This window comes from Gymnodinialimonas sp. JB5-7 (genome assembly GCF_055693405.1).
On record NZ_JBVFUX010000007.1, the window covers coordinates 121,597 to 146,662 of the forward strand.

Consider the following 25,066-nt stretch of genomic DNA (forward strand, 5'->3'; position numbering starts at 1 on the left):
AGCGGACCAATAGTCTGATCGCGCGCATCGCGCGGATGGAGTTGCGCGCGCCGGTCGCCGGTCGCATCCATGGATTAACCATATTCGGCGAAGGATCCGTCCTCCGCCCGGCGGATCCCTTTGCGTATCTCATCCCGGAAGGACGGCCGCTGATAATTTCCGCGCGTGTACCTGCGATCGACATTGACCAGGTCTTCGCAGGCCAAAAAGTCATGGTGGTATTTCCGGCCTTTAACCAAAACGAACTGCCGGAGATTACCGGGTTGGTCAGTCAGGTCTCAGCGGATGCCTTCGTGGATGACTTGAGCGGGAGCAGCTTCTACCGCGCTGAAATCACCCTACCGGAAGATCAAGCAGCCTTACTTGGTGATCGTGTTCTCGTACCGGGCATGCCAGTCGATGCCTTCATACGAACTGAAGAGCGGACTCCCATGACCTATCTGATCGAGCCGTTCACGGCGTATTTTGACACGCACTGCGGGAGAGTTAAGGGGCAATTCCGTCAAATCGCCCCTGTCCTCGAAATTCACCAAGGCTGCGAAAAGAAACCCGCGCTAGATCGCAAAGTCCTCGAGAGACTTCCCAGCGTCCAGCCCTTCCTTTATCCAATTCGGTTGGCGTCCGCGCCCTGTCCAAGTCAGAGCGGCATTCTCTGGATGCCGATACTTCGCGGGATTAGCTGCCTTTGCGGCTTTCTTGCTCCCGACTAGGTCCGAAAGCTTGAAGCCATGTTTCTTGGCGACTTGTTCCAGTTCCGCGAGTGCTTCTTCCCGCTTGCGGGCAGAGTAGTTTTCAATTGCTTTTTGGGTGTCTTTTTGCAGACTTGCTTCAATTCAGGGACAGACATCTTGTCCAAGTTGGGCTGTGCCATTTGTTCTTCCTTCTTGTTGCAAGGGTCGCACTAGCCCTTTCGGGGCCAGGCTGGCAATCTCACTGAGCGAAATCCCATGCTGCGAAAAATCGGAGCCGCAGATTCCGATCCACCGTTAGTGGAGCGTCAAAAGAGGAATGCCAGCACGTAGGGGTTTTGACGCAATCGCCAGTTATACGGTTCAATTCCGCCACGGGACAAAAAGGGGGAAGCATAATGAATCTCAAGACATCAAATTATGGGGCTGCGCGAGGTCTTCTCGGGCTTTTTGAGAAGATCTGCTGGGTGATCATGGCCTTTGGCGTGCTCATGTTTCTTGGTCTTGGTGCAAGCCTCTCCCAAGGTCTGGGCGTGCCGTTTCTCATCGGTGCGCTGCCAGGCACAATGTTTCTCTTTGGAGGGTTTGTTTGTCTTGTGTTCGTTCAACTGGGAAAGGCGAATGTCGACAGCGCCGATTACACTTTCCAGATGCTGCGGGTTGTGAGGGACCAACTGGATGTGTCTCGACAGGCTCTTCAGCAATCAGAACAGGCCTTCAGCTATGCGACGATGCAAGCGGCCAATACGTCAAAAAGTTTCGGATCGGATGCGCGACCTAACGGAGAAAGCAGCGCAGCCACGTTTGCCAAGCAGAACGCCGGTGATCGCGTTCCGTCCTTCATGCGATCTGGCTCATCGACGATGCCCACACCCAAAATCACTGATTTTCAGGGCGAGAAGATCGAGCGCACAATCCATGGCTATTCCGTCTTGGGCCGCACCTATCGAACGATCGAGATGGCAAAGGATGCCGTGGACGCGAAGCGTTTCAAAATGGCTCGAGACGCGGAAATGGGAACAGGCTCGATGACCCCCATACGCACCCCCAACCTCTATGGGGGTCCAGCTTGGGGGTGCCTGGGCACTCATGGCGGAACATACCGGCACCAAATTCGCTCGATGGCGGCCGTGACATCTCTCCCTTTCTGTCGAGATACACAGCCGATGCCCCTGACGGCTGAGCCCAAAAGCCATTCCGCCCTTTTGGGCCGAACGCGCAGTGCAATCTGATGAGAGTCTCCGTCTCTCATCACACGGTTCGGAAAGGACTTGTCCTGAAGACCACGTACTATGAGGTCCATCTCGACGTGCACTTCAGCCACGAAGAGATACAGGTCATTCGCGAGCGGAACCTCGGGAAGACAAAGCTACTTGATCGCCGTCCAGCAGATGCCCGCGTGGATGATCGCGACGAGAAGTTTGAGCTTCGTTTGGAAGATCTGATGCGGGCGCGATCGGATCGGTTTTTGTGTGCCACGCCGTCAGCCGCCAAAATCTATGAGGAGCAACTCCTCAACGCGCTCGCACAGGTCAAACTCTGGATTGGCGACAATGCAGAGGTCGCCGGTCGCACTGTGGTTGAGTTCTGATGGCAGGCCGGTCCTTTGGCGAGAGGCTGGGAGGGCATGGTCCTTCTGTGGTCGGCGATCGTTGGCGGCTTCCTGCTTCTGGCCCTGGTGGTCACGCCCATCGCCTTGGTCGGGGTGCCCGCCTATGTCGGATACCGCTTGTGGCGAGATAGTCCGGCGCGCGCAGAAAAGATCGCTCGGGAAGAGACCGAAGCTCTCTACAACCATGCGTTGCGCGGGCGGGTCGAACTGACGGATGGCGAGATTGAGCGCGGGCTCGCCCAGCACTGGCCCTCAGACCTCTCGGATGTTCTCCGCATCCAGGCGCTGCTCGACCTTGGAAAAGCGATCTACGCGGCTGAGGGGCTGTCTCCGGACATCCCGCCACCGCCCGCGCTCTGCAACACGCTGGAGGGAGGACGCTACCGGGATCAGCTTGCGCGGCTCGGACAGGTCCGACACGACCGCGGCATGGCCGAGACAGCCCTTGATCTGATCTCACAAAGTCTGGCTCCCGTTGCGCATGCAGTGCCTCCCTTTGGCGGTGAGGTGCTGGTTGAGGTCACCCAGTTCCTGGATCCACTCGGCGAGACTGTGGAGGCCATGGCCGCCCCGTTCTTTGCCGATACGCCCTATGCGCTCTTCAGGGGGCTCCAGACACAGCTAGATGCCAATCTGCGCTCCACAACCCGCTCGGGCAATCCGATCTTCCCGCGAGACTACAAGGGGGACGATCCGCTTGAGACCTATCTCAAGGGTACGCCGTTGCGGAGACGCGTTCCGGCTGCGGACACCGTTCTCCATCCCAGAGGATCGTCGGTTTGAGCATCTGCACATGGTGGCGGGGTCCGGCCACGGCAAAACGCAGACGCTTCAATACCTGATTGCGCAGGATCTGCCGTTCATTGCGCAGCAGGACCGGTCTGTCGTTGTGATCGATAGCCAGGGTGATCTCATTGATACCATCCTCAAGCACTCCGATTTGCCTCCAGATCGGATCGTGTTGATTGATCCAGAAGACATCGCCTGGCCCGTCAGTCTGAACCTCTTCTCTGTCGGACAGGAGCGCTTAGAGGGCTACGACGCGCTTGAGCGTGAGCGGCTCACCAACTCCATCATTGAGCTCTACGACTTTGTGCTGGGATCGCTCCTGGGCTCCGGTATGACGGCCAAGCAATCCGTCGTCTTCCGCTATGTGACGCGTCTGATGTTCCACATCGAAGGGGCCACGATCCACACACTTCGCGATTTGTTGGAACCGGAGGGTTCCGCTCAATTTGCCAATGACATCGCCAAGCTCGACGGCACGGCACGTCGCTTCTTTGAGACGGAGTTTGACGGCAAGGAGTTTGAGACAACCAAGAGCCAGGTGCTGCGCCGTCTCTATGGCATCCTCGAGAACCAGACCTTCGAACGCATGTTCTCAAACCCCGAGACCAAGTTCGACATGTTCTCGGAGCTAAACGCTGGAAAGCTCATCCTGATCAACACCGCGAAGTCGCTGCTTAAGGAACAGGGCACGCAGGTCTTTGGACGCTTCTTTGTGGCCCTGATTGCCCAGTCTGCCCAAGAGCGGGCCACCATCCCTGATCGCGACCGTCTTCCAGTTCATGTCTATGTGGACGAAGCTCAGGACTACTTCGATCACAACCTCGGTGTGATCTTGAGCCAGGCGCGGAAGTACCGCGTGGGAATGGCCATGGCTCACCAGTATCTCGGACAACTTGCACACGGGTTGCAGGAAGCGTTTGAGGCGAACACGTCAATCAAGCTGGCCGGTGGGATCTCGCCGCGAGACGCGCGGGCGCTATCGGGCATGATGAATGCGGAACCAAACAGCATGAGCAATTTACCAAAGGGCACCTTCGCGACCTCCATTCGCGGGGTGACCAACAGGGCGGTGCCGTTGTCGTTTCCGTTCTTCGTCTTGGAGAAGCGGAAGCGGGCGGATGCTGAGATGCTTTATGCCATCCGACAGCACAGCCGAGAGACCTATGCGGCCCCTGGAAGCCTGCCGAGAGGAATGACGGGGCTGTAAACGGTGAAGGAGCCTGATGAGGCGGCTGGCGGATCGCAAAACAGCCCCTCAGGGTCTGCTGAGGGGCCACAGGCGCCGGATGATGATCCGTTACGACCGTCGACTGAGCTTTGATACCTCGGCCTCGTATAACACGGCGTATTTGCCAAGAGTTTCCGGGAAGTATGTTGAGGCCCATTGATCAAGTGACGGATCGCAGTCGTCTTCATAGGGTTCCTGTGACATCTGTATCAAGACCAGTTCGAGATGTTCAGGTGGACAAGTTGCGATGGTTTCTTGAAACGATTTCCGGTTCTCTTCTGGAATAGCAAGAAGCTTCATCAATAGTGTTTCTGCTGTCATATCTATTTGTTTGGTTATGGTCAGACTCTAGCAAAAAAAGATCAAAGAGTCCCATCGACGGAGCATTCGGCCACAGAGTCTGCAAAGAGTCGAATCTTTAGGGGTGCGGCACGGGCGACACAGGATATGGTGCGTCTATGGCGCACCATGGGTCTCCTCTGAGACCTATGAGCCAATGCCTGAAACTGCGCGCTCCCGAAATTCGACTAACAACACCCAAATCTCCGTCGCTTTGCGCTTCTCGCTCGGTCACGATGGGAAGATGACAACCCGAGCTCAGACACCGAACGACGTTCCATCTTATCAACCGGGCCGACGCCTTTGCGCCCACCGAGCGCGATCTGCGGTGGCTAAAGCTGATAGAGTGTCACGGTCCACTGGCCTCCTCTCATCTCCTCGACTGGACGGCAGATACCCACCGCTGCCGTGACAGCGGGCTACGGCGGCTACAGGCATTGCGGGCCGCAAAATTCCTGTATCTCCCCAGGCAGCAACGACAAACGGAACGTGCTGAATTCAAGCCATATGTCTATGACCTGGCGCCGCTGGGGCGCCTCTACTTGCAAGACAGCGGGGTTGCCGAAGATGTAATCCGCCCCACCGGGCATTGGTGGCATCTCCATGAAACAGCGATGCTCACCGCGCGAGCGGAGTTGGAATGTCAGCAACGCAGTCTGCGCTACATTCCCGCCCATGAGATCTTGGGTCGGTCCGATGCAACGCTGGCGATCCCAATTGGTCGTCGCCGTCTAATACCTGACCAACTCTTTGCAATCGACTATGGCGGGCTGTTTCGCGCCTTCATGGTTGAGGTGGATCGTGGCACGGAACCCATCGCTTCCTCCTCGGCGCGCAAAAGCTGGTCGACGTCATTGGCACTCTATTCTGAGGGGTTCAGAAGCGGCGCGATTAACCGGCACTACGGCCTCAATGCGCCGATACAGGTGATCTGGTCGCACAAGACAACTGCGCGTCAGGGGGCTTTTGAGAGGCTGCTGGAGGCCCAAGACAACGGGGCGACGCCGCGGCATCTGTCTTGTCACGGTCACATGCCGCCAGAGGTTTTCGCTACCTGACTGCAAAGACAACCCAAGCTTTACCTCAACAAGAGCAACACAAAGGGCCGAGCTTTGGCTCGGCCCTCCTGGAAAACGGAAGCGGGCTACTACCGGCGGTTCGGCCCGCGCCGCGACGAACGACGTGATCGCGGTTCCGCCCCCACGACGTCGTTCACGGCAACTTCGACAAACTCGGCCACGCCGTACTTCAATTCGTCCATGAACCCGATGAACTCACGCGTGATCAGCCGTTTGGTTTGCTTCTGCATATTCTGTCTCCTTTTGGGTTGGGTGGGAGCAGAATTGCAGCTTCAAGCCAACCTGTCACCGAGCGCTATGTGGTGCAATCTGTCGGTGCAAGTAGGCATGCTGCGCTATGAGAAGCAGGTCACGTATTGTTACTTCTGGCGATGATGAAGGAGATTTGCGTAGATGTCGCGAATGACACGAGGGCGGAATCCGGACCTTCGCTGCGGGCGCGGGATCCGATTTCCCGCCACTTGAAAGCGGACATCTGGAAGTCAATGATTTGCGCTAAATTTGGTCTCGCCAGTCAGTGCGGAAACCCAGATCTCACGGCCGAATGTGAAAGCGTTACACGGTTGAATGCCAAAGTGGGCGCACACGTCTGGCACTTTTCGGTTTTTTCTCTGTGCTCGCGGCTTGGAGCGTTCGGTTGTTACGATAACCCGATTTTCAGGGTCGGAGAGAGCGTAGGCTATCAGGAATGGATCGCGTCCGATTTCTTCGATCTCGATGTCCGTCAGATCGGCTGCGTAGCCCTCTTCAGTTACACGCCTGACGAGGTCTATGTCGACTTCCTCTGCGAATTTCAGCGCCGTCTCCGTTTCTCCTTGTTTTGCCCAGGCGGCGAGGGCGTCTGAACCCGCCTTGAGTTCCTCATAAATCTCCACCGGTATCTTGATGCGGCCCTGTTCTCCAAAATGGACTAACCACTCCCAGTATTCGTCAACCTGGCCAATGCCATAGTAGTCCCGATTTGCATCAATCAACGTGTTCGCATCGAGGAGATAAAGGGCCGCCACTCGGTTTATGCCGACAATCTCGGGCCACCGGCCTGCAGTACGCTCTGAACATTTTTGGCGCTTACGCCCAGAACTTTTCCGGCCTTGGTCGTGGTCAGCGCACCTGCACCGAGCATCCGATCAACCAGTTGAACAAGTGCCGGACCGGCTCGATGTCGGCGAATAACTGGATAAGTTGGACCAGATTCGGCTTCCCGAGCGAGTTCGCGATCCCGCCCACGCTGGCTGAGAAAGTTCTGTCGGAAGGTTCCTGCTATGCCCTGGTAGAATTCGAAGTTGAAGGCACCGCTCCTGTGCAGCTTGTACGCGACCATGGTGCCGCTGACTTTGCGGGCCTGTGCAAACGCGCCAATCACGTGCACTGCATCTGCGATGCCATTGGCCTCACTGATATCCAATTGCTGGAGTTCCAAGCTTGGGAGAAGAAATTCCCCGGCGACATCATTACAGAATTTCTCGATATCACGTTCACCATCGCGTCCGCTTACGCCCGTGAGACCCAGCCACAGATGGGCCAGTTCATGGATCATGGTGAAGGATTGCGCACCTTTAGAGATCATTTGCGTTTACAGCGACAAACGGCGCGACATCATCTGCCAAGGCAAATCCGCGAAATACATCGACCGATATCTCGGTATGGTGGCTGCCGAGGTTGTCCACAAAGAGGACGAAAATCCCCGCCGCTTCAATCTGGGACCGCAGGTAGGCGACTGCATCACCGATTGTCCGGCAGCGTCTATAAGCGCCGAGGTCGAGATCCGATTGTTCCAGCGATCCGGCGGGCCAAATAGCTCGGCTGCTCGGTTGTGCGAGCAGATCCGATGAAAGGCAGCGTCTCAGCTTCATCCTCTTCTTCAAGTGTCGCGCGCACAAGGGATTGTCTGGCGCGGATGTCACGGACGACGGCATCCACCAGAGCATTGTCGGTCATTGCAAAAGCCGCCGGTAGCGTCCTGAAATCCTGCCCCCTGTCGCCTTGACGAGGTGGTGCGGAGAGATAGAAAGACAGCAAAGATCGCCGGTACTGCTTAGACATTTTCACAAGCATCGGACGCGTCGGAGCCACCTCACCCGCTTCCATCTGCGCCAGTCGGTCGACAGGTTCGACGCCTCGTGCCGCATTTATCCCAAGCTTCTGGACTGCCTCTTCGAGAGACAGCCCGGCAGTTTCACGTGCCCATCTGAGGATGTCCGGATTAACGTTCGGCATGATGCATTTCTAACAATCTTTCGCGCAAGTCACAGGACAAACTTTTGGGCCGTCCCTACTGGGGCGATACGATCTACCACATGACGATGCTGCGATCGATCTAGTGACGGCAAAGGGCCGCCCTTGAAGGCGATCCGAAGTTGCTAGATTTCAATGGCCTCGGCTATCGCAAGCGCATCCTCCAGGCTCGACGCCCAGGTATCTGACCGTGCTGTCCATCTTGGTGTGTCCAAGCAGAAGCTGAACCGCACGCAAGTTGCCAGTCTTCTTGTAGATCTGGGTCACCTTTGTTCGCCTCATCGAATGCGTGCCATATGCACTTTCCTCAAGGCCGATGGAAGCAACCCAATCCCGGACAATCCGCGCATATTGGCGAGTTGAGATATGAAGACGTTCATGGAAGCGGCCTGGCCAAAGATACTCTGAGCCAACCATGAGTTCATCCTCCATCCACTTTTCGACTGAATCACGCGTGCCCTCGGAAATCTCGAAGCGGACCGGTTTTTGAGTTTTGCTTTGCAGCACAGAAGCGCGTTCTTTGATCTGTCCCGATGCCATCACGTCGACGACCTTCATCTTCACGAGGTCGCAGCCGCGAAGCTTGCTGTCGATCGCCATATTGAACAGCGCGAGGTCGCGATGGTTCTCGGCCAGTTCAAGTCGAACTCGGATCGCCCAGACGTGCTTTGGCTTCAGAGGTCGTTTCTGGCCAACGATACGTCCTTTGTTCCAGGCTGGGCGAAGCGCGCGAATGGCCGGTAAGTTTGGTGTTTCCATGACTGATCCTCCGATCCGCCATGCCCTCCTCAAGCGACAACCCGACGTTGACAAGGCACGATATCACGGGATTGCTGCGCTGCCTCCGAAGTCGGCAGTGAGCCCAGAGTGAGCGATGCTGCGCGCTCCACCAATGTCAGTTTTGGTGGTGATCGGCGAAATTGTGTATTTTTGGAAGCACCGCCAAAAGCTCTACAAAGTGTTCGCGGTGCGCGGTATCACGGGAACCCCGCACGCATGTATGCGATGATTTTCCAGATTTCTTCTTCAGTCAGCGCTTCCCTGAAGGCTGGCATTTCTGTTCCGAAGCGCTGACCGCCCTCAGAAATTGCCCAGAGCAGATACTCGTCTCCCGACATCGGCATCTGAACAAACCATCTAAGGAGAGCCGGAGAAGGCACGAGAGACCGACCGGCCTCACCATCCCCGAGACCCTCGGCTCCATGACAACTTGCGCAGTTCGCTGTGTATAGCGTCTGGCCTTCCGCGATAACTTCAGGCGTCGCGCGAATAGTGCTCCGAGCGCCCCGATAAGCTGCGGGCACGCACTCGTTCATGTAAGTCCAATGTCGTTGCATGCGCTGTTGCTGGCCCGGACCCATGTTGCCGTGTCCCCAGCCAGGCATGCGTTCAGACCACATGTGGTTCGGTCCCATTGGCCCGTGACCCCACCCAATCGCCTCGCTGCTGCTGTGCGAAGGCTACAGTAGCAGAGATCATACACACCGCAACCATACCAAAATAGCGTGATTTATGCTGCTTCATAGTCTTCTCCTTATGGTTTCCGATCAATGAAATTGCCGTCAGGCTGCTTCGTAACTCGTGAACACTTCGGTGTTACCGTCGCGCCGGATCAGAAATACATCGTAGGCTTCACGCTGATCTTCTGGCCCCATTCCGTGTGATCCATAGGGCATGCCGGGAACGGCGAGACCGACTGCGTCTCGGCGTTCGTCCAGAAGGCGACGAATGTCTGCTGCGGGCACATGGCCCTCGATCATATAGCCTTCGATCTCGCCTGTGTGGCACGATATCATCTCTTGGGGGATGCCATTGTCCAACTTGTGTCGGACCAGCAGTGTTCCAAAGCTGCGCTCCTCGGTCACACGGAAGCCTTCAGCCCGAAGAATATCAGCCCAAACCCGGCAACAGCTGCAATTCGGGTCCTTAAGAACGTGGATCGACGGAGGCTCCCTGCGCAATCGCGGCGAAGGGTGCAATGCTGGTAAGACCTACAGCGGCTATAATAATTTGACGGCGCGTTACATCAATATCAGTCGTCCTTTAGCTCTGTCCTAGTCTATTTCATCGCTTAGTGGCTGCTTATCTCCCGCGATAGTTGTCGCAGGCCTCAACGCCCCCTGCGACCACATCGAGAAGTGCGTCCACATCGCTCAACAGCGTTGCGATACGTGCGCTACTGATACGGTAGCGGATGAAGCGCCCATCTCGGTCGCTGTTAACTAGCCCGCACTCCAACAAGCATCGCAAGTGGTTGGATACGTTTGGTTGTGATAGTCCCGTACGCTCGACGAGTTCGTGAACAACCAGCGGCTCCCCGCACAGCGCGCCGAGAATAGACAAGCGGCTTGGGTCGGCAAAGCCGCGAAATAGTTTTGCTCGTTGTTCAATGGTACCGACCTTGCGGTCCACAACGATCTGCGTCATATCATTGCTCACTGATATATTATCCTTTGATCCACTTTAGCAGGAGAACTGCGATCATGGCCAACGCAGAAAGCGCGATAGCAGATATCCCATCCTTTCGTTACCGCGTTTCCGGCATGGATTGCGCCAAGGATGCCGCCCAGATCGAGCGGGCGGCGCAATCTGCGGGTATCGCGCCTGACGCCGTGAAAGTGTCTACTGCAACGCACATAATGACTTTGACAGCTCCCGAAGCGCGCTTGCCGGAAATTGAAAAAGCCGTCGAGACAACAGGGTATGGGTTTGACCGCATCGAGAGCGACGAAGATATTCAGCAAGGTACGGCCCATCAGGACCCTGGCTATCGCCGCGCGCTCTGGATCGTTGTGATCCTGAATGTTGGTTATGGCGTTCTTGAAATGATCGGCGGGTTCATTGCCGGGTCACAGGCCGTGAAGGCCGACGCGCTGGATTTTATTGGTGATGGCGCGATCACCTTCCTCGGCCTGCTGGCCATCGGTTGGAGTCTTCTCTGGCGGGCGCGGTCGGCCCTGATCCAGGGCATCTTCCTTGCCCTGCTTGGTCTTGGCGTCTTTGGGACAACCATCATGCGGGCATTCGAGCCGACAACCCCAGACGCCACGCTGATGGGGCTTCTGGGCCTGATTGCTCTTGTGATCAATGTCATCTCCGTGCTGCCGTTGCTGCAGTACCGGAAGGGGGACGCGAACATGCGTGCCGTCTGGCTGTTCTCGCGCAACGACGCCATTGGCAATGCGGCAGTCGTTGTCGCGGCCGGTCTGGTGGTTTGGCTGGGTAGCGCGTGGCCCGACCTCATTGTCGCCTTCGGCATCGCCGGGTTATTCCTGCATTCTTCCTGGTCGATCATCCGCGACGCGCGGGCCGATCTGAAGGCGGCGGCATGAACAACCGCGTTCTGGGTGGGCTCTGTGCGATTGCAGCTTTCGGTCTCGATCAGGGCACCAAGGCGCTTGCCCTGAACACCCCGGCGCTTGAACATGGGGTCGAAGTTCTGCCCTTTCTCAATCTCGTTCGTGTTCTGAACGATGGCGTCAGCTTCGGTATGCTCGGCGGGATCGTACCCTGGTGGGGTCTCATCGCGCTTGCTACCGCGATCATGGCAGGGCTGCTGATCTGGTTGTGGCGCGCGCTAGATAGGCTGACGGCTGCTGCTCTCGGTATGATCATCGGCGGTGCGCTCGGCAACGTCTTCGACCGGCTGCGCTATCAGGCCGTCCCTGACTTTCTCGACTTCCATTACGGGTCATACCACTGGCCGTCCTTCAACTTGGCTGACGTGGCGATCTTTTGTGGGGCGGCACTGCTGTTCTGGGACGGCTTTCGCGCCTCGAAAGTCAGGCCGGAAAATCGGGAACAAGACAATCGCAAGGGAGATGTCACGGGGGGATAACAGCTAACAGGCAAAGAACTTTGGGAGGGAATTCGGCTTGAGATTTTGGATTGGATTGACCGTGGCATTCGCGGCATCGGCGTCGTGACTGCGTGGCTGACAGTTGTTTCGATTGCTGCTTATGGCGCGCTTCAGATGCTGGATCGCAAGCTACAACTTGGCGTGTCGAGCTATTTGCCGGACCTGTCCACGTCACTGCTGTTCATCCTAATTTTCTTGACCTTTGGGTATACCTATCTGCGCGACGGTCACGTGCGCGTTGATGTTCTTCGCAGACATTGGTCCGCCCGCCGCATTGCTTGGATCGAACTGATTGGCGGCCTTTTTGTCCTTCTGCCGCTCGCCGCCATCCTGACCTACTACGGATGGGACGGCCTGATGCGCACCACAAAATACGCCGAGACCCAAGTGTGGGCACAACGCATAGCGGGGGTCATAGGCCCCATCTTGCTGGCTTTTGCGGGGATGATCGTCGCCCTTCGCAACATCGGCTTTCTGGCAGGGAGACGTGCGCAAGGCGCACCGGACCAAGCAAGCGGCCTGCACAATGGTGAATGAGGTCCTCACGGTTGCCATGCTTGTCGTGATGGCGATTGGGGTTTTCAGTGGCTTTCCGGTGGCGCTGGTGCTCGCGGGGACAGGCTTCTTGGGGTTTGTCGCTGCGGTTTGGGTGGGGATCACTGATTTTCAGCATCTGGGGCTGATCTACCTGCGGGCCCGTGGTGTACTGACCAATGAATCAGTCCAATTCACCAGCGTTCCAATGCTGATTTTTCTTGGCCTGATCCTGAATGCCAGCGGCGTTGCCGAAACCATGTTTCGCTTGCTGGGGCGTCTTCTGACAGGCGTTCCCGGTCGCTACGCCATTGCGACTTTGCTGATCGGCCTCGTTCTTGCGCCCGCCGCCGGGGTGATCGGTGCTTCCGTCATAACTGTGGCGTTGGTGGCCTATGCCCCGATGATGGCGTCGGGCTACGCACCGCGAACCGCAGGAGGCGCTGTCGCAGCTTCTGGAGCATTGGGTGTCGTGTTCCCGCCAGCCGTGATGCTGTTCTTCATCTCGAACGTGTTCTATCTGCGCATCGGATTGATGTATGTGGCCCTCATCGTACCTGTGCTTCTGATGGTCATGGCCTTCGCGGTCTACTTTGCGGTCACCTTGAGAAAAACGGTCGAAATCCCGCTGGACGCACCCAAGACCAATCTTGTGTCAGACCTCTTGTTTGTACTCGCGTCTGTCGCGGTTATCGCATCCATTCCGCTCAGCATCATTCTGGGCTTTGCGACACTAACAGAGGCGGCTGGAGTAGGGGTGTTTGGCGCGCTTTTGGTTGCTCTGGCGCGAAAGCGTCTGTCTTTCTCGTCGTTAAACTCTGTCACGGTGCAGACAAGCACGATGACGTCGATGGTCTTCTTCATCGTACTTGGCGCATCGGTGTTTTCGCTCAGTTTCCACCTCGTTGGTGGACCAAATGTGATCTTCGACTGGATATCCGCATTCGATCTCACCCGGTGGGAACTGTTGGCCATGCTCCTTGGCGTGATCATCATACTTGGGTTTGTTTTTGACTGGATCGAGGTGCTGCTGGTCTTTGTACCCGTACTGATGCCGATTATTTCAGAGACTCGACTTCGCAGATCACGTCGGCTCTGCCTACTTTGCACAAATCTGGATCGCTGGCCTGATAGCCTTGGCGTTGCAGACGTCTTTTCTGACGCCCCCTTTCGGTTATGCCCTGTTCTTTGCCAAGATGGCCGCACCGAAGGGTATCAATCTGTCTGATATCTATCGCGGAGCGGTACCCCTTGTTGCCATTGAGATTGCATTGATCGCGGCGCTGATCTCGTTTCCTCAGCTTATCACTTGGCTGCCCGAAATGGCCCTTGGGGATGCCGATGCGCCGCAATTGATACAGCGGTGAGTGATGTAGCCTGCAGCGGGGGAAAGCATTCCCTTGTGGGTTCTCTAGGTTTAACCGTTTTTTCGGATTGATCGAAGCGGCCACTGGCGCAGCCGCAGCGAAATGGTGCTTAGTCCCGCGTTGCAGTCATCAGTCCACATCCTAAATGGGCGAGCGCAGCGAATGTCCGGTTCGACGGGCCGCGCCGCAGCACAACCGAAAGCGGTTGAACGGCAGGTATGGGCCGTTCGTGACGACGTCCTTACCGGTTTCTTGGTGCAATACCGCGCAGCGGAAAATGACCGCTCAGAGCCCACTTTGACCGATGCTGCGTAAAGGATTTATGGCTGCTTTCGAGGGCGATAGAAAACCTGCTTGATCGCAGCCGCGATGCAGAGGGAAAGCAGCGCCGAGTTGTCGGAACGCGTGAGCCAAAAGGCGATCTAATCGAACGATTCAGCGCTTCACCCCGTCTGCGGCTACCTCTCAAATACTGCGCGGTGCCCAGAGAATAATACCCGCACCGACAAGGCAAATGACCGCTCCAACTACATCCCATTGATCCGGGCGATGGCCTTCCACACCCCATAGCCACAGCAGGGACGATACGATGTAAACGCCACCGTAGACTGCATAGGCGCGGCCCGCCTGATCGGCGGGGCTGAGCGCCAGTAGCCAGGCGAAAGCGGCAAGGGACAGCATGCCCGGTGCCAGCCAAAACACGCTCTTGTCCAGCCGGAACCACGCCCAGAAAGCAAAGCATCCGGCAATTTCGGCCAGCGCAGCGACGAAGTAGATAAGAACCGTCTTCATCGGGCGAGACATACGTTCCGAGGAGGATCGGGTCTATTAGGAAAAATCTTTCAAATTCAAAGAAGCGACCCCAAATCCGATCCAACACTTGGATAGGCCGCCGTCATCGACTTAAGCTGCTTTGCCGTCAGGCCCAGCTTGATCGCCAAGCCGAAGAAGTTGATCAGGCTTCGCCGTATTCCGGGCCGAACAGGTGCGCGCCGAGGATCTTGCCGTTCGACCTGTCCACGAGGATCTTCGCGGCGGCGGAGGTCTCGCCGATCCTGTAGTTCGAGTACCAACCGCTCGTGTCGGTGAACCGGACATCTACGTCATGCCCGGCGTCCCTTGCCTCATTCTCCAACATGCCGACACGCGCCACTTCCGGTACCGTGAAGACGGCCGTCGGAATGCCCGCATAATCCGGTGTGGTCTGCGCGCCCTTGAGCATGTTGGAGGCTGCGACCTTCCCTTCGATCACTGCGACCGGCGTCAGCGGCATGCCATCGGTGTCGGCGGAATCTCCGGCGGCATAGACCGCGCTGCTTGTCGTGCTTTGCAGATGGGGGGCTACAACGATGCCCTTGTCGCTGTAGTCAACACCAGCCGCCTCAAGATTCAGGTCGGCCAGGGCTGCAACCCGGCCCGCGCCATGCACGACCAAATCGGTTTCGATTGTCCGGACCTGATCGCCTGACTTCACTTCAACACTGAATGCTCCACTGGCTTCCGAGACCGACACGATTTCGGTTTCGCGCATCAGGTCCACGCCGATACCGCCGCTGCGGTCGATCAGCATTTCGACCAGATCGGGATCGAAGCCGCGTAAGGGCCGGGCGCCACGATCCACGATGATCGGGTTGGCTCCGGCCCGTGCGGCGATATGCGCAAACTCGAAGGACACGAAGCCGCCACCGATAAAAAGTATCCGTTCGGGAAGGGCCTCAAGGTTGAGGAAATCCGTGCTGTCGATCACGAGATCGGCTCCGGTGAAGCCGAGCGGCCTGGGCATGGCACCGGCGGCGACAAGGAACCGTTTCGACAGATATGTCTTCTCATCAACCTCCAGCGTGTTGTCTCCCGTGAAGCGGGCAGGCTCCATGCAGGGTTTCGACGCCGTTGCCCGACAGGCCCTTTTCCATCTTGTCCGGCACGGGATCGGTGAAGCCACGCTTGTGTGCCATCAGATCGGCCCAGTTGATCGACAGATCACCGGGATCGATCCCCTTGCCTTGCATAAGTCGGGCCGAGTCGATGATTTCCGCACCGCGCCGCAGGATTTTCTTTGGATCGCATCCGCGCAATGCGCAGGTGCCGCCGTAGGGCAGCGCATCGACAATGGCGACACGCCATCCTGCTGCGCCACATTTGTTCGCCGCGGCCACGCCTGCCATGCCAGCCCCGATGACGATCAGGTCGTAGTCTTCGCTCATTTTCTGGTCCTATCCTTGAGTCTATCCGGCGCAGCAGACTCAACTTTGCCACGTCCATATCGAAGGTTTGAGCCGCCAGCTTCAGCCCTTCCACCGTTGTCAGATACGGGAAGATCGTCTCGCCGAGTGCCTTGGTGGTCATGCCGAACTTCAGCGCCATGACGAGGGTCTGGATCGTATCGGACCCCTCGGGCGCGATGATCTGGCCACCAAGCAGCCGGTCGGTCTTCCTGTCCGCCACCAGCTTGATCAATCCGCGCGTATCGCGGGCCGCCAGCGCACGCGGCACCTGATCGAGGGGCACGATGGACGTCTTGACGTCGAAGCCCGCGTTCCGCGCCTGGGTTTCACCGAGACCGACGCCCGCGACCTGCGGATCGGAAAACACCACCCAGGGCATCGCGGCGTTGTCGTAGCGATGGTCTTCGCCGAGAACCGCGTTTTTGGCGGCGAGCTTTGCACCGTAGGCCGCCATATAGACAAACTGGTCACGGTCGGTCACATCGCCCGCCGCATAGATGCCTCGCACCGATGTCTGCATGTCCTCGCCGACGACGATGGACCCGCGCGCGTCGGTTTCAACGCCGATTGCGTCCAGGCCCATATCTTCGGTATTGGCCCGCCTGCCAGCGGTCGAAACGAGGTGATCCGCTGTCACTTCGACAGGCTTTCCGTTCTGGATCACGCGTAGCGTCACGCCTGCGTCGTCGCGGCGCACAGTGTCGTAGCTTAACCCGGTCAGAAGGGTGATGCCTTCGGCCTCAAACGCCGCCGCCAATGCCTCCGAGACCTCTGGTTCCGCGCCGGGCAACAGATGCGAACGGGCGACGAGCGTGACCTTCACGCCCATGCGGCTCATCATCTGGGCCAGTTCCGCGCCAATGTAGCCCGCGCCTATGAAGATCAGGCTCTTCGGCAGTGTTTCGAGTTCCAGAAGGCTGGTGCTGTCGAGCGCGCCGATGTCCTCGATCCCGTCGATGGTCGGCAGGACGGGACGCCCGCCCGTGGCGATGATGGTCTTCGGCGCTGTCAGGGTTCGCTCACCGACTGTCACGCCGCCTTCGATCAGCCGCGCGGGACCGGCGTCGATGTAATCGACACCCTCATATTCCGGCAGAAGGTCCGCGTATTTCTTCTGGCGCAGGGTCGCGACCAAATCGTCCTTGGACTGGACGAGTGTGTGCCAATCATCCACGTGTGCCTGCCCCGATAGACCCGGAAATCTCTTGGCAGCCTTTGCACCATGGACGGCCTCTGCCGCACGGATCATCGCTTTAGATGGCACGCATCCAACGTTGACGCACGTTCCCCCGATGGTGCCGTGCCCAACGAGAGCAACACGCTTACCAGCATCCGCGCCGGTAATCGCGGCGGAGAACCCCGCCGATCCGGCCCCGAGGACGATCAGGTCGTAGCCGCCTTGGCCATCGCCATTCTTGTTCAAATCTTTCATCTCAGCGCGCCTCGCCATGTTCGGGGTTTTTCGATTTGGCGGCGAACAGATATATGATCGCGCCGATGGCGATCAGCGGTGTCAACATACCAAGAAGGCCGAAGACCATGCCGGTGGCGGTGCAACATCCCATCATCATGAGAGCGATCCTTTCTTTTGCGCACGGTTCAGGAGAACCGCGTAGAGTGCTGTGGCGGCGAAAACGCCGATTGTGATCCGTATTGCGAACCTGAACTCAAAGAGAATGATCAGGATCGAAAGAACCGCCGCGAGACCAGTGGCCCACAGTTTCGGGGCCGGTCCGGGTTTGCCAGCGCGCAGCCAAAGGGCCTGCGCCACCACGGCGAGGCAGAAGAACAGCAGCGGGAACAGGGCGTAGTCGAGCCAACCCGTGAGGGCCGACAATCCGACACCAGCGACGATGACGACCAGGAGCGGCGTAAAGCAGCAGAGCGCGGCGAACAGCGCACCGCCAAGTCCCCATTTCAGCAAGCGGTCGGAATTTTCAGGTGTTGCGGTCAAGGGGCTGTCTTTCGTTGTGATGTTTCGGTGCTCGAAACCCGTTTCATATGCGAACGGCGCAGTGCGCGGACGATCAAGTAGGAAAGGCCCGCCAGAACCAGCACGGCTATGCCGTTCATCCCCGAGAGCCAGGCACCGATCCCGCCGAACAACGCCGCAAGCACGGCTGCACCGCCGCCGCAGCAAACGACCAGAACCGGAGCCGCTACTCCGAAGGCCAGTAGGCCACCCATCAAATTGTCACGCATTGCAGACGGCTCAGGAGGCTGTGTCGGGCAGCACGTGCGCCGGATAGCCATTGGCCGTCACCGCGCCGATGATGCTTTCGATGGAAGTTTCGGCGTCATCGTAGGTCACGCTGTAAACGCCCTGTCCGTATTCTGGGCCGTCCTCGAACTCGGCGATCTCGACCGAAGGAACACCGCGCATGGAACTGGCGACGATGAACGAACAGGACGGGCAGGTCAGATCGCTGACGGCGATCTCGACCTGACGCTCTTCGGCGAAAGACGGAGTTGAGAGTGCGGCGACGGTCAGGGCAGATATCAGGAGGTGCTTCATGGTCATGGTCCTCGTTCAGAATTTCAGGATGAAGGGGGTGAGGTAGGGAAAGATCATCGCGACAGCGACAATCGCGGAAGCGGCCCAGAGGGTTGCCCGCATGATGCGGCGGTCGATGGGGCGCGCGCAGGTGCCGTCGGCACAGGACTCGGCATCTACGGGCTTGTAAGCCTTGTAGAAGCCGTATCCCAAGAACGCGACGCTCAGCGCGAAGGTGTACCATTTGTAGGCATAGAGCGCCCCGAGCCGCGCGATGAACACGCCTGTCACGCCAAAGCTGACCAGCACCAATGGAAGGATGCAGCAAGAAGTCATCGCCAGCGCACCAATGACGCCGAGGCCGGTCACGCCCCATCCCTTGGTGGTTTCGTCGCCAGTTTTCTGCGACCGAGATTGCGGCAGTTCTGCCAAATGTTGTTCCATCGAATCTTCCTTGAACAGATGTTTCCACCGTTCTAGGGTCTGTAGCTGATACAGGCTCAAGGGGTTTTTTTGCGAAATGAGTAACACAAGCGTGAGATCAATTCGGCGGGGTGATTTGGCACGCGCAACGGGCTGCAACCTGGAAACCATTCGCTACTACGAGAAAATCGGGATCATGCCGGACCCGCCGCGCAGTACGAAGGGTTACCGAAGCTACGACGATGCCCACGTCAAGCGGCTGAAATTCGTCATGCGGTCCCGCGATCTAGGCTTTTCTCTCGAAGAGGTTCGCGGGCTGCTTGGGCTGGTCGATGACCGATCCCGGACATGCGCCGAGGTGCAGATCATCGCCGAAGATCATCTGACTGACGTTCAGGCCAAGATTGCCGATCTGCAGCGCATCGAGCGCGTCCTGTCGGACACTGTTGCGCGATGCACCGGCGATGCTGCCCCGGAATGCGCGGTGATCGACGCCTTACTCGATGCTTAGTCCGCCCTGTGAAGAGGGGGCAGCGGACCTTCGTGAACGGCGCAGCGAAAGCCCGAAAAGTCCCGCAGACTGTGAGTTTGGCCACCGTTGAATTTTGCGCTAGCAGCGAATGTCGGCAATGCGGACTGCGACCGCAGCATCCGAGCCTGGTCGGTGAATGTCTGCTAAGGGCCGTCCTTGAAGACGGCCCGAAGTTGCTAGATTTCAATCGCCTCGGCGATGGCTAACGCGTCCTCCAGTTCGACGCCCAGGTACCTGACAGTGCTGTCCATCTTGGTATGACCAAGGAGAAGCTGAACCGCCCGCAAGTTACCGGTCTTCTTGTAGATCTGGGTCACCTTTGTTCGCCTCATTGAGTGCGTGCCATAAGCGCTCGCCTCCAGACCGATTGATGTGACCCAGTCGCGGACGATCCGCGCATACTGGCGTGTCGAGATATGCAAGCGCTCGTGGAAGCGTCCAGGCCAAAGGTACTCGGAGCCAACCATGAGGCTCATCTTCCATCCATTTCTCGACCGAGGCGCGTGTGCCTTCGGATATCTCAAAGCGGACGGGCTTCTGTGTCTTGCTTTGCAGTACAGAGGCGCGTTCCTTGATCTGACCTGATGCCATCACATCCACGACTTTCATCTTCACAAGGTCACAGCCGCGCAGCTTGCTATCGATCGCCATGTTGAACAGGGCGAGGTCTCGATGGTTCTCGGCCAATTCAAGTCGAACACGGATTGCCCAGACATGCTTTGGCTTGAGTGGCCTTTTCTGACCAACGATACGGCCTTTGTTCCAGGCTGGTCGCAGCGCACGAATGGCAGGTAAGTTTGGTGTTTCCATGACTGATCCTCCGATCCGCCATGCCCTACCACAACGCCAACATGACGTTGACCAAGGCAACATATCACAGAATGCCGTGCCGCATCCGAGGACGAGTTTGAGCCCAACCTACTAAATGCGAAAAGCAATACCCTAGAGACACAGACACCAAGCAGATCCTGTCGCGAGTTAGTGCAGACCTCGAATAATTTGAGATTTGACCCAACGCCGAACCAGCAACCGCAAGTTCGCACGACTCTGCCAAGTGAAGGAAATTCCGCTAAAGCAAGAACTGGGTTCCGATAGGACGTGCTGCCGCGCCAATGGCGCGGGCTTTTTTTCCGATACTGCCTGCTTCGATGCGCGGACAGATCAGGCCGCGCGTATCCTGGGTGACGACGTAGCGCCTGACTCGTTCGACCAATTCATCGCGAATGTGTTCAGGGAACGCGCCGTCGATCAGGATCGCCTCAAAATCGATGACGGAACAAGTAGACAAGGCCGCCTTGGACAGTTCCTGTGCGGTTTGCCCCAGCCAGGGATCAACGTAACGAGTTAACTTGCGCCAGCTATCAGGATCGGTCCAAAGCTGCCGTGGGTCCATGTCGACTTCGTGCAAGCGGCGTTCTAGCTGGTGAATTGAGGCCATTTCGACCAATTGCATACTTTCACCGTTGGGTCCGATGCTGCGCAGCGAGCCTAATGCGCCGGCATTGCCTTGACGCCCCTCGTAGACCGCGTTGTCGAGCGCAATTCCACCGCCAATGTAGGCCCCAACGAAGAAGTATGCGTAGTCCTGGAACTCCTTTCCGCGTCCGTAGGTGTGTTCCGCCTGACAGGCAGCGGTGGCGTCGTTGAGCCGCAGAACGGGGAGGTCGATCCGATCCTCTAGCTGGCTCTTCAGATCTACATTTTGCCAGTCTGCAAAAACGCCACCAGGGCTGACGTCCTGGGCGTTCCAAAGCTCGAACGCAGCGGCCGCACCGAACCCACATATCCTTTGTCGATGCGCGCCGCTCATTTCGAAGCCGATGCCGTGCACGCCATCTTCGACAAATGCAAAGATGTCGGCAGGTGTCGGACGCATGTAGGTGAGGTTTCTCTCGTGACGCACAGTGCCGGTGAAATCGATCAATACGAGTTCTGCTGAGCGTCGCCCAATCTTGAGGCCAAACGAAAACGCACCCTCTGGATCCAGATGCATTGGGATCGATGGCTTTCCAACCTTGCCGCGCACCGGGTCGCCGCGCCGCACGAGGCCCTCCGACTCGAGCCTGCGCAAAATGCTAGACACTGTTGGCGGGGATAATCCGGCGCGCCGCGACAAGTCGCTGCCCGGCATCCCACCGTGACGTTGGATCAGCGACAGCAAAAGCCGTTCATTGTGGTCACGAACACCACGTTGGCTCAACCCGAAGCTGAGCGATCTGACCAATCCGTCTTCCATTGGCGACTACTAATGCCTTCTTTCTGCGCCTCATCCTAGAGGATTCTCTTTAATAAGGAAAGTTAACTAATTAATTGACAGGCCCGCTCAGATCGTGACTTTTGGAGGCAAGCGACCTGAGGAGGGATCGCTGATCAGGCAGCGCACAGCTGCCGGAAAACTGTCTTGGGAGGACACCATGAAAAAGCTACTGATCGGCTCTGCGCTGGCTACCGTTGCGACAACGGGTGCGGCGATGGCGGACGGGCACGGCGTATCCGCCTGCCTTATCACAAAGACCGACACCAACCCATTTTTCGTAATGATGCGTCAGGGCGCAGAGGCCGCTGCAGCCGAACTAGGGATCACTTTGAACTCCTACGCCGGTCAGGTGGACGGCGACAACGAAGCCCAGGTTGCTGCGATTGAAACCTGCATCGCGAATGGCGCATCCGGCATCCTGATCACCGCATCCGACACTGCTGCAATCGTTCCCGCAGTGGAAGAAGCCCGCGCCGCAGGCATCGCTTGTGATCGCGCTCGACACGCCGTTGGAGCCGATTGACGCCGCCGACGCGACCTTTGCGACCGACAACTTCGCAGCGGGCGAGCTGATCGGTCAGTGGGCCGCGGGTGCGCTGGGCGACGCTGCCGCAGACGCGCGGATAGCCATGCTTGATCTGGCCATCAGCCAGCCCACCGTTGGCGTGCTACGCGACCAAGGTTTCTTGACCGGCTTTGGCATTGACGTGGTCGATCCGAGCCTGTGGGGCGATGAGACTGATGAGCGGATCATCTGCAACGAAGTCACTGCAGGCAACGAGGAAGGCGGCCGCACCGCAATGGAAACCTGCCTTGCCGCAGACCCCGACATCAACGTTGTCTACACCATCAACGAACCCGCCGCAGCCGGTGCATATGAGGCTCTCGTGGCTGTCGGCCGTCAGGATGATGTTTTGATCGTCTCCGTTGACGGTGGCTGCCCCGGTGTTGCCGACGTCGCGGATGGCGTGATCGGCGCCACGTCACAGCAATATCCACTGCTGATGGCCTCCCTTGGCATTGAAGCCATTGCAGCCTTTGCCGAAGATGGCACGTTGCCGGAAAACACTCCCGGTCTCGACTTCTTCGACACTGGCGTGGCGCTTGTGGCAAGCTCGAACCGGTTGACGGTCTCGACAGCATCACGGTCGAAGAGGGTGCCGACCTTTGCTGGGGCTAATTTGATCGGCGTGTATGGCCCGACATTATGCTAGAAGAAGGGCGGGCCACGGTCCGCTGCTTGAAAATCTCGACCGCGACCGATGGAAGACAGGGGCAAGACAATGACGGAGCGTTCCGACAATTTTGAAGACGGCCTGAAAGGCGCAGAGCAAAGCGTTGCAAGCTTTGAGGCTCGACAATAAGTCTCTCCTGATGCGCTTCAAAGTGCGCTTCACAAAACGCCGTCGCTCGTGCCCCTGATCGTACTAGGATGCGCGATCATGATATTCACGGGCTGGCTTGGGCCCCGGTTCTTGCCGCAAATGACGTTGGTGTTCCAGCAGATCCAGATTGTCGGCATTCTTGCCTTGGCCCAGACTTTGGTGATCCTGACGGCAGGCATCGATCTGTCTGTGGGTGCAATCGCCGTTTTCTGTTCCGTCATCATGGGGCAATTCACGTTTCGCTATGGCATTCCGCCCGCTGTTGCTGTGGCCTGCGGGCTTGCAGCCGGTGCGGCCATAGGAGCGCTATCAGGATGGCTAGTCACACGGATCAAGATACCACCCTTTATCGCCACACTTGGCGTGTGGCAGATCGTGTTGGCGGCCAATTACATCTATTCCCGCAACGAGACGATCCGCGCCCGCGACATCCGTGAAGACGCGCCGATGCTGCAATGGCTGGGGCTCAAGCCCAACGAGCAGGCGGTGCTCTGGATCGATGGCCTGCGTGGCAACGTTTACGAGCGAATACGGCCCAACGATACCGACCAATTCCTGCTGGATCTGATCTGGCAGACCAAGATCACATACGGCGTGCTGACATTGATCCTGCTCACCTTTATTCTGGCCTATATGCTGCGTTCGACCGCATGGGGGCGCCATGTCTACGCCGTTGGCGACGACCCCGAAGCCGCAGAATTGGCCGGTGTGAACGTCAAGCGCACGCTGATGTCGGTCTACATGCTCGCCGGTTTTATTGCCGCAATTGCGGGGTGGTCTTTGATCGGACGGTTTGCCTCGGTCTCGCCCAGTGCTTCGACGGGCATCGAGGGCAATATCGAGTCGATTACCGCAGTGGTGATCGGAGGTATCTCACTGTTCGGGGGGCGTGGTTCCATCTGGGGTGCCTTCTTTGGGGCACTCATCGTGGGGGTCTTCATGCTGGGCCTCGGAATGGCTGGTGTGAACCCACAATGGACTTTCATGTTGATCGGCACGCTCATCATTTTGGCGGTCGGCATCGACCAATGGATCAGAAAGGTGGCCGCGTGATGGAACCAATTCTCAAAGGCAGAAACCTGACCAAACGCTACGGAAAGGTTGTGGCCCTCGATAACTGCGACTTCGATCTTTATCCCGGCGAGATCCTGGCCGTGATCGGGGACAACGGTGCCGGCAAATCCACCTTGATCAAAGCGCTATCGGGTGCGGTTGTCCCGGACCAAGGGGAGGTCGAGTTGGAAGGTAAGCGGGTTACCTTCGCCTCACCAAACGACGCGCGGCATGCCGGGATCGAGACCGTGTATCAGACGTTGGCCGTCAGCCCTGCGCTATCGATTGCAGACAACATGTTCATGGGGCGCGAGCCTGCGCAAACCTGGCTGGCGCGGAACGATATTGAAGCAACTAGACAAGGCCGCGATGGAGGCCAAGGCGCGAGAGAAGCTGAATGAGCTAGGATTGATGACGATCCAGAACATCAATCAAGCTGTTGAGACGCTGTCAGGGGGACAACGACAAGGCGTCGCCGTGGCGCGCGCAGCGGCGTTTGGCTCGAAGGTCATTATCCTTGACGAACCCACTGCGGCGCTCGGGGTCAAAGAGTCGAGAAAGGTGTTGGATCGATCCTAGACGTACGGTCGCGGGGCATTCCGATCATTCTGATCAGTCACAACATGCCCCACGTCTTCGAAGTTGCGGATCGCATCCACGTTCACCGACTGGGCCGCAGGCTTTGTGTCGTGGACCCAAAGGACTACACGATGTCAGACGCAGTCGCCTTCATGACCGGCGCCAAGGACGCTCCAGCGAGCGTTCAAATGGCTTAGGCGCGGCGCAGGCTGGCTTTGATGCTTGGCGCACCTGCCTAGACGCCATTGCAGTGAGCATTGACCTGCCGCGCGCACGGCACCAGGCACCCAGCGACGACCGGCATCTTTCGTCTGCGTTGAGATTGGACGGTATGTTCGGCAACGCCGACGCTGTTGAAACCCTCGAACTTTTGCGCCGACTATCAAC

At 57.9% G+C, this 25,066-nt stretch carries 30 protein-coding genes and 6 pseudogenes; 16 read left to right on the top strand and 20 right to left on the bottom strand.

Features of this window, described 5'->3' with window-relative positions:
• Nucleotides 1-35: 35 nt before the first annotated feature.
• Nucleotides 36-710, top strand: a complete 675-nt coding sequence (locus ACZ1HK_RS06940; RefSeq protein ID WP_472628113.1) for a beta-barrel domain-containing protein — start codon at nt 36-38, stop codon at nt 708-710.
• Here ACZ1HK_RS06940 and ACZ1HK_RS06945 read toward each other — a convergent pair.
• Nucleotides 612-833 (bottom strand): annotated as a pseudogene (locus ACZ1HK_RS06945) (H-NS histone family protein); the annotation flags it as partial. The gene ACZ1HK_RS06940 and the pseudogene ACZ1HK_RS06945 overlap by 99 nt on opposite strands.
• Nucleotides 834-1,027: 194 nt before the next feature.
• Here ACZ1HK_RS06945 and ACZ1HK_RS06950 point away from each other — a divergent pair.
• The 5 genes from ACZ1HK_RS06950 (at nt 1,028) to ACZ1HK_RS06970 (ending at nt 5,715) form a co-directional block, all read left to right on the top strand.
• Nucleotides 1,028-1,921, top strand: coding sequence for a hypothetical protein (locus ACZ1HK_RS06950; protein ID WP_472628082.1), 894 nt, complete (start codon nt 1,028-1,030; stop codon nt 1,919-1,921).
• On the top strand, nt 1,921-2,280 hold the full coding sequence (locus tag ACZ1HK_RS06955; RefSeq protein WP_472628083.1) for a hypothetical protein: 360 nt from the start codon (nt 1,921-1,923) through the stop codon (nt 2,278-2,280). The genes ACZ1HK_RS06950 and ACZ1HK_RS06955 overlap by 1 nt, the downstream gene beginning before the upstream one ends.
• A gap of 36 nt (nt 2,281-2,316) precedes the next feature.
• The gene (locus ACZ1HK_RS06960; protein WP_472628084.1) at nt 2,317-3,084 is read left to right on the top strand and encodes a hypothetical protein; all 768 of its coding nucleotides are present in this window, start codon (nt 2,317-2,319) and stop codon (nt 3,082-3,084) included.
• A 10-nt stretch (nt 3,085-3,094) separates the two neighbouring features.
• Nucleotides 3,095-4,297, top strand: coding sequence for a type IV secretory system conjugative DNA transfer family protein (locus ACZ1HK_RS06965; protein WP_472628085.1), 1,203 nt, complete (start codon nt 3,095-3,097; stop codon nt 4,295-4,297).
• Between the two features lie 701 nt (nt 4,298-4,998).
• Nucleotides 4,999-5,715: a replication-relaxation family protein gene (locus tag ACZ1HK_RS06970; protein ID WP_472628114.1), complete on the top strand. Its 717-nt coding sequence runs from the start codon at nt 4,999-5,001 to the stop codon at nt 5,713-5,715.
• Nucleotides 5,716-5,804: 89 nt separating this feature from the next.
• Here ACZ1HK_RS06970 and ACZ1HK_RS06975 read toward each other — a convergent pair whose 3' ends face one another.
• From ACZ1HK_RS06975 to ACZ1HK_RS06995, 5 genes and pseudogenes are all read right to left on the bottom strand, one after another.
• Nucleotides 5,805-5,966: a hypothetical protein gene (locus ACZ1HK_RS06975; protein WP_472628086.1), complete on the bottom strand. Its 162-nt coding sequence runs from the start codon at nt 5,964-5,966 to the stop codon at nt 5,805-5,807.
• Nucleotides 5,967-6,218: 252 nt separating this feature from the next.
• Nucleotides 6,219-6,743, bottom strand: a complete 525-nt coding sequence (locus ACZ1HK_RS06980) for a DUF4411 family protein (RefSeq protein ID WP_472628087.1) — start codon at nt 6,741-6,743, stop codon at nt 6,219-6,221.
• A gap of 5 nt (nt 6,744-6,748) precedes the next feature.
• Nucleotides 6,749-7,303 carry an ImmA/IrrE family metallo-endopeptidase gene (locus tag ACZ1HK_RS06985; RefSeq protein WP_472628088.1) on the bottom strand — a complete coding sequence of 185 codons (555 nt, stop codon included), beginning with the start codon at nt 7,301-7,303 and terminating at the stop codon, nt 6,749-6,751.
• A 176-nt stretch (nt 7,304-7,479) separates the two neighbouring features.
• The gene (locus ACZ1HK_RS06990; protein WP_472628089.1) at nt 7,480-7,674 is read right to left on the bottom strand and encodes a hypothetical protein; all 195 of its coding nucleotides are present in this window, start codon (nt 7,672-7,674) and stop codon (nt 7,480-7,482) included.
• Nucleotides 7,675-8,096: 422 nt separating this feature from the next.
• A pseudogene (locus ACZ1HK_RS06995) lies at nt 8,097-8,730 on the bottom strand (tyrosine-type recombinase/integrase).
• A 108-nt stretch (nt 8,731-8,838) separates the two neighbouring features.
• Between ACZ1HK_RS06995 and ACZ1HK_RS07000 the strand changes: the two are divergent.
• Nucleotides 8,839-9,045 carry a hypothetical protein gene (locus tag ACZ1HK_RS07000; RefSeq protein ID WP_162797850.1) on the top strand — a complete coding sequence of 69 codons (207 nt, stop codon included), beginning with the start codon at nt 8,839-8,841 and terminating at the stop codon, nt 9,043-9,045.
• Here ACZ1HK_RS07000 and ACZ1HK_RS07005 read toward each other — a convergent pair.
• The 3 genes from ACZ1HK_RS07005 to ACZ1HK_RS07015 all read right to left on the bottom strand — a co-directional run bounded on the left by ACZ1HK_RS07005 (nt 8,949) and on the right by ACZ1HK_RS07015 (nt 10,410).
• A complete protein-coding gene (locus tag ACZ1HK_RS07005; RefSeq protein ID WP_055296367.1) occupies nt 8,949-9,386 on the bottom strand; it encodes a c-type cytochrome in 438 nt (145 codons plus the stop codon). The two genes, ACZ1HK_RS07000 and ACZ1HK_RS07005, sit on opposite strands and share 97 nt — an antisense overlap.
• A 147-nt stretch (nt 9,387-9,533) precedes the next feature.
• Nucleotides 9,534-9,836 (bottom strand): DUF411 domain-containing protein, encoded by a 303-nt coding sequence (locus ACZ1HK_RS07010; protein ID WP_472628090.1) that lies wholly within the window; start codon nt 9,834-9,836, stop codon nt 9,534-9,536.
• Nucleotides 9,837-10,053: 217 nt separating this feature from the next.
• Nucleotides 10,054-10,410, bottom strand: coding sequence for an ArsR/SmtB family transcription factor (locus tag ACZ1HK_RS07015; RefSeq protein ID WP_233145769.1), 357 nt, complete (start codon nt 10,408-10,410; stop codon nt 10,054-10,056).
• Nucleotides 10,411-10,454: 44 nt separating this feature from the next.
• Between ACZ1HK_RS07015 and ACZ1HK_RS07020 the strand changes: the two genes are divergently transcribed.
• Genes ACZ1HK_RS07020 through ACZ1HK_RS07040 form a run of 5 tightly spaced genes read left to right on the top strand, consistent with a single transcriptional unit; the run spans nt 10,455 to nt 13,731 of the window.
• Nucleotides 10,455-11,303 carry a cation efflux transmembrane domain-containing protein gene (locus ACZ1HK_RS07020; RefSeq protein WP_339640047.1) on the top strand — a complete coding sequence of 283 codons (849 nt, stop codon included), beginning with the start codon at nt 10,455-10,457 and terminating at the stop codon, nt 11,301-11,303.
• On the top strand, nt 11,300-11,809 hold the full coding sequence (gene lspA / locus ACZ1HK_RS07025) for a signal peptidase II (protein ID WP_339640045.1): 510 nt from the start codon (nt 11,300-11,302) through the stop codon (nt 11,807-11,809). Before ACZ1HK_RS07020 ends, lspA begins: the two co-directional genes overlap by 4 nt.
• A gap of 45 nt (nt 11,810-11,854) precedes the next feature.
• Complete coding sequence (locus tag ACZ1HK_RS07030; RefSeq protein ID WP_090210784.1) at nt 11,855-12,367, top strand: TRAP transporter small permease subunit; 513 nt, start codon at nt 11,855-11,857, stop codon at nt 12,365-12,367.
• A complete protein-coding gene (locus ACZ1HK_RS07035) occupies nt 12,357-13,592 on the top strand; it encodes a TRAP transporter large permease subunit (protein WP_472628091.1) in 1,236 nt (411 codons plus the stop codon). Before ACZ1HK_RS07030 ends, ACZ1HK_RS07035 begins: the two co-directional genes overlap by 11 nt.
• Entirely contained in the window at nt 13,507-13,731 is a 225-nt protein-coding gene (locus ACZ1HK_RS07040; RefSeq protein WP_472628115.1) for a hypothetical protein, read from the top strand. Before ACZ1HK_RS07035 ends, ACZ1HK_RS07040 begins: the two co-directional genes overlap by 86 nt.
• 465 nt (nt 13,732-14,196) lie before the next feature.
• Here ACZ1HK_RS07040 and ACZ1HK_RS07045 read toward each other — a convergent pair whose 3' ends face one another.
• The 9 genes and pseudogenes from ACZ1HK_RS07045 to ACZ1HK_RS07085 form a co-directional block, all read right to left on the bottom strand.
• Nucleotides 14,197-14,523, bottom strand: coding sequence for a YnfA family protein (locus ACZ1HK_RS07045; RefSeq protein WP_171675946.1), 327 nt, complete (start codon nt 14,521-14,523; stop codon nt 14,197-14,199).
• Between the two features lie 163 nt (nt 14,524-14,686).
• On the bottom strand, nt 14,687-15,604 hold the full coding sequence (locus ACZ1HK_RS07050) for an FAD-dependent oxidoreductase (protein WP_472628092.1): 918 nt from the start codon (nt 15,602-15,604) through the stop codon (nt 14,687-14,689).
• Complete coding sequence (locus tag ACZ1HK_RS07055; protein WP_472628093.1) at nt 15,561-15,935, bottom strand: FAD-dependent oxidoreductase; 375 nt, start codon at nt 15,933-15,935, stop codon at nt 15,561-15,563. The genes ACZ1HK_RS07050 and ACZ1HK_RS07055 overlap by 44 nt, the downstream gene beginning before the upstream one ends.
• Nucleotides 15,936-15,956: 21 nt before the next feature.
• A pseudogene (merA, locus tag ACZ1HK_RS07060) lies at nt 15,957-17,388 on the bottom strand (mercury(II) reductase).
• 1 nt (nt 17,389) lies between these two features.
• The gene (locus tag ACZ1HK_RS07065; RefSeq protein WP_472628094.1) at nt 17,390-17,527 is read right to left on the bottom strand and encodes a hypothetical protein; all 138 of its coding nucleotides are present in this window, start codon (nt 17,525-17,527) and stop codon (nt 17,390-17,392) included.
• The gene (gene merF / locus ACZ1HK_RS07070) at nt 17,524-17,910 is read right to left on the bottom strand and encodes a mercury resistance system transport protein MerF (protein WP_472628095.1); all 387 of its coding nucleotides are present in this window, start codon (nt 17,908-17,910) and stop codon (nt 17,524-17,526) included. The genes ACZ1HK_RS07065 and merF overlap by 4 nt, the downstream gene beginning before the upstream one ends.
• Entirely contained in the window at nt 17,907-18,158 is a 252-nt protein-coding gene (locus tag ACZ1HK_RS07075) for a hypothetical protein (protein WP_472628096.1), read from the bottom strand. The genes merF and ACZ1HK_RS07075 overlap by 4 nt, the downstream gene beginning before the upstream one ends.
• Nucleotides 18,159-18,168: 10 nt before the next feature.
• A complete protein-coding gene (locus ACZ1HK_RS07080; protein WP_253762077.1) occupies nt 18,169-18,471 on the bottom strand; it encodes a heavy-metal-associated domain-containing protein in 303 nt (100 codons plus the stop codon).
• Nucleotides 18,472-18,486: 15 nt separating this feature from the next.
• Nucleotides 18,487-18,894: a mercuric transporter MerT family protein gene (locus ACZ1HK_RS07085; protein WP_472628097.1), complete on the bottom strand. Its 408-nt coding sequence runs from the start codon at nt 18,892-18,894 to the stop codon at nt 18,487-18,489.
• A gap of 76 nt (nt 18,895-18,970) precedes the next feature.
• Here ACZ1HK_RS07085 and ACZ1HK_RS07090 point away from each other — a divergent pair, with 76 nt between their 5' ends.
• The gene (locus tag ACZ1HK_RS07090) at nt 18,971-19,384 is read left to right on the top strand and encodes a MerR family transcriptional regulator (protein ID WP_153218054.1); all 414 of its coding nucleotides are present in this window, start codon (nt 18,971-18,973) and stop codon (nt 19,382-19,384) included.
• 197 nt (nt 19,385-19,581) lie between these two features.
• On the opposite strand, the pseudogene ACZ1HK_RS07095 reads toward ACZ1HK_RS07090, so the two are convergent.
• Together ACZ1HK_RS07095 and ACZ1HK_RS07100 are read right to left on the bottom strand one after the other, a co-directional pair.
• Nucleotides 19,582-20,215: pseudogene (locus ACZ1HK_RS07095) on the bottom strand (tyrosine-type recombinase/integrase).
• A gap of 259 nt (nt 20,216-20,474) precedes the next feature.
• Nucleotides 20,475-21,641: an ROK family transcriptional regulator gene (locus ACZ1HK_RS07100; protein ID WP_472628098.1), complete on the bottom strand. Its 1,167-nt coding sequence runs from the start codon at nt 21,639-21,641 to the stop codon at nt 20,475-20,477.
• 178 nt (nt 21,642-21,819) lie between these two features.
• On the opposite strand from ACZ1HK_RS07100, the pseudogene ACZ1HK_RS07105 reads away from it, so the two are divergent.
• The 3 genes and pseudogenes from ACZ1HK_RS07105 to ACZ1HK_RS07115 all read left to right on the top strand — a co-directional run bounded on the left by ACZ1HK_RS07105 (nt 21,820) and on the right by ACZ1HK_RS07115 (nt 24,876).
• Nucleotides 21,820-22,842, top strand: a pseudogene (locus ACZ1HK_RS07105) (substrate-binding domain-containing protein).
• Between the two features lie 262 nt (nt 22,843-23,104).
• Nucleotides 23,105-24,100 carry an ABC transporter permease gene (locus tag ACZ1HK_RS07110; protein ID WP_472628099.1) on the top strand — a complete coding sequence of 332 codons (996 nt, stop codon included), beginning with the start codon at nt 23,105-23,107 and terminating at the stop codon, nt 24,098-24,100.
• Nucleotides 24,100-24,876: pseudogene (locus tag ACZ1HK_RS07115) on the top strand (ATP-binding cassette domain-containing protein). The gene ACZ1HK_RS07110 and the pseudogene ACZ1HK_RS07115 overlap by 1 nt, the downstream one beginning before the upstream one ends.
• Nucleotides 24,877-25,066: the final 190 nt, after the last annotated feature.

Excerpts from the sequence above, each read along its gene's own strand:
- ACZ1HK_RS06990 (WP_472628089.1), bottom strand. The coding sequence starts at position 7,674 with ATGACCGACAATGCTCTGGTGGATGCCGTCGTCCGTGACATCCGCGCC.
- ACZ1HK_RS07035 (WP_472628091.1), top strand. The coding sequence starts at position 12,357 with ATGGTGAATGAGGTCCTCACGGTTGCCATGCTTGTCGTGATGGCGATT.
- ACZ1HK_RS07110 (WP_472628099.1), top strand. The coding sequence starts at position 23,105 with ATGATATTCACGGGCTGGCTTGGGCCCCGGTTCTTGCCGCAAATGACG.
- ACZ1HK_RS07005 (WP_055296367.1), bottom strand. The coding sequence starts at position 9,386 with ATGGGACCGAACCACATGTGGTCTGAACGCATGCCTGGCTGGGGACAC.
- ACZ1HK_RS07085 (WP_472628097.1), bottom strand. The coding sequence starts at position 18,894 with ATGGAACAACATTTGGCAGAACTGCCGCAATCTCGGTCGCAGAAAACT.
- ACZ1HK_RS06985 (WP_472628088.1), bottom strand. The coding sequence starts at position 7,303 with ATGATCTCTAAAGGTGCGCAATCCTTCACCATGATCCATGAACTGGCC.
- ACZ1HK_RS07100 (WP_472628098.1), bottom strand. The coding sequence starts at position 21,641 with ATGGAAGACGGATTGGTCAGATCGCTCAGCTTCGGGTTGAGCCAACGT.
- ACZ1HK_RS07020 (WP_339640047.1), top strand. The coding sequence starts at position 10,455 with ATGGCCAACGCAGAAAGCGCGATAGCAGATATCCCATCCTTTCGTTAC.
- ACZ1HK_RS07075 (WP_472628096.1), bottom strand. The coding sequence starts at position 18,158 with ATGCGTGACAATTTGATGGGTGGCCTACTGGCCTTCGGAGTAGCGGCT.
- ACZ1HK_RS06955 (WP_472628083.1), top strand. The coding sequence starts at position 1,921 with ATGAGAGTCTCCGTCTCTCATCACACGGTTCGGAAAGGACTTGTCCTG.
- ACZ1HK_RS07065 (WP_472628094.1), bottom strand. The coding sequence starts at position 17,527 with ATGATGATGGGATGTTGCACCGCCACCGGCATGGTCTTCGGCCTTCTT.
- ACZ1HK_RS07090 (WP_153218054.1), top strand. The coding sequence starts at position 18,971 with ATGAGTAACACAAGCGTGAGATCAATTCGGCGGGGTGATTTGGCACGC.
- ACZ1HK_RS06975 (WP_472628086.1), bottom strand. The coding sequence starts at position 5,966 with ATGCAGAAGCAAACCAAACGGCTGATCACGCGTGAGTTCATCGGGTTC.
- ACZ1HK_RS07055 (WP_472628093.1), bottom strand. The coding sequence starts at position 15,935 with ATGAGCGAAGACTACGACCTGATCGTCATCGGGGCTGGCATGGCAGGC.
- ACZ1HK_RS06940 (WP_472628113.1), top strand. The coding sequence starts at position 36 with ATGGAGTTGCGCGCGCCGGTCGCCGGTCGCATCCATGGATTAACCATA.
- ACZ1HK_RS06965 (WP_472628085.1), top strand. The coding sequence starts at position 3,095 with ATGGTGGCGGGGTCCGGCCACGGCAAAACGCAGACGCTTCAATACCTG.
- ACZ1HK_RS06960 (WP_472628084.1), top strand. The coding sequence starts at position 2,317 with ATGGTCCTTCTGTGGTCGGCGATCGTTGGCGGCTTCCTGCTTCTGGCC.
- ACZ1HK_RS07080 (WP_253762077.1), bottom strand. The coding sequence starts at position 18,471 with ATGAAGCACCTCCTGATATCTGCCCTGACCGTCGCCGCACTCTCAACT.
- ACZ1HK_RS07045 (WP_171675946.1), bottom strand. The coding sequence starts at position 14,523 with ATGAAGACGGTTCTTATCTACTTCGTCGCTGCGCTGGCCGAAATTGCC.
- lspA (WP_339640045.1), top strand. The coding sequence starts at position 11,300 with ATGAACAACCGCGTTCTGGGTGGGCTCTGTGCGATTGCAGCTTTCGGT.
- ACZ1HK_RS07050 (WP_472628092.1), bottom strand. The coding sequence starts at position 15,604 with ATGGAGCCTGCCCGCTTCACGGGAGACAACACGCTGGAGGTTGATGAG.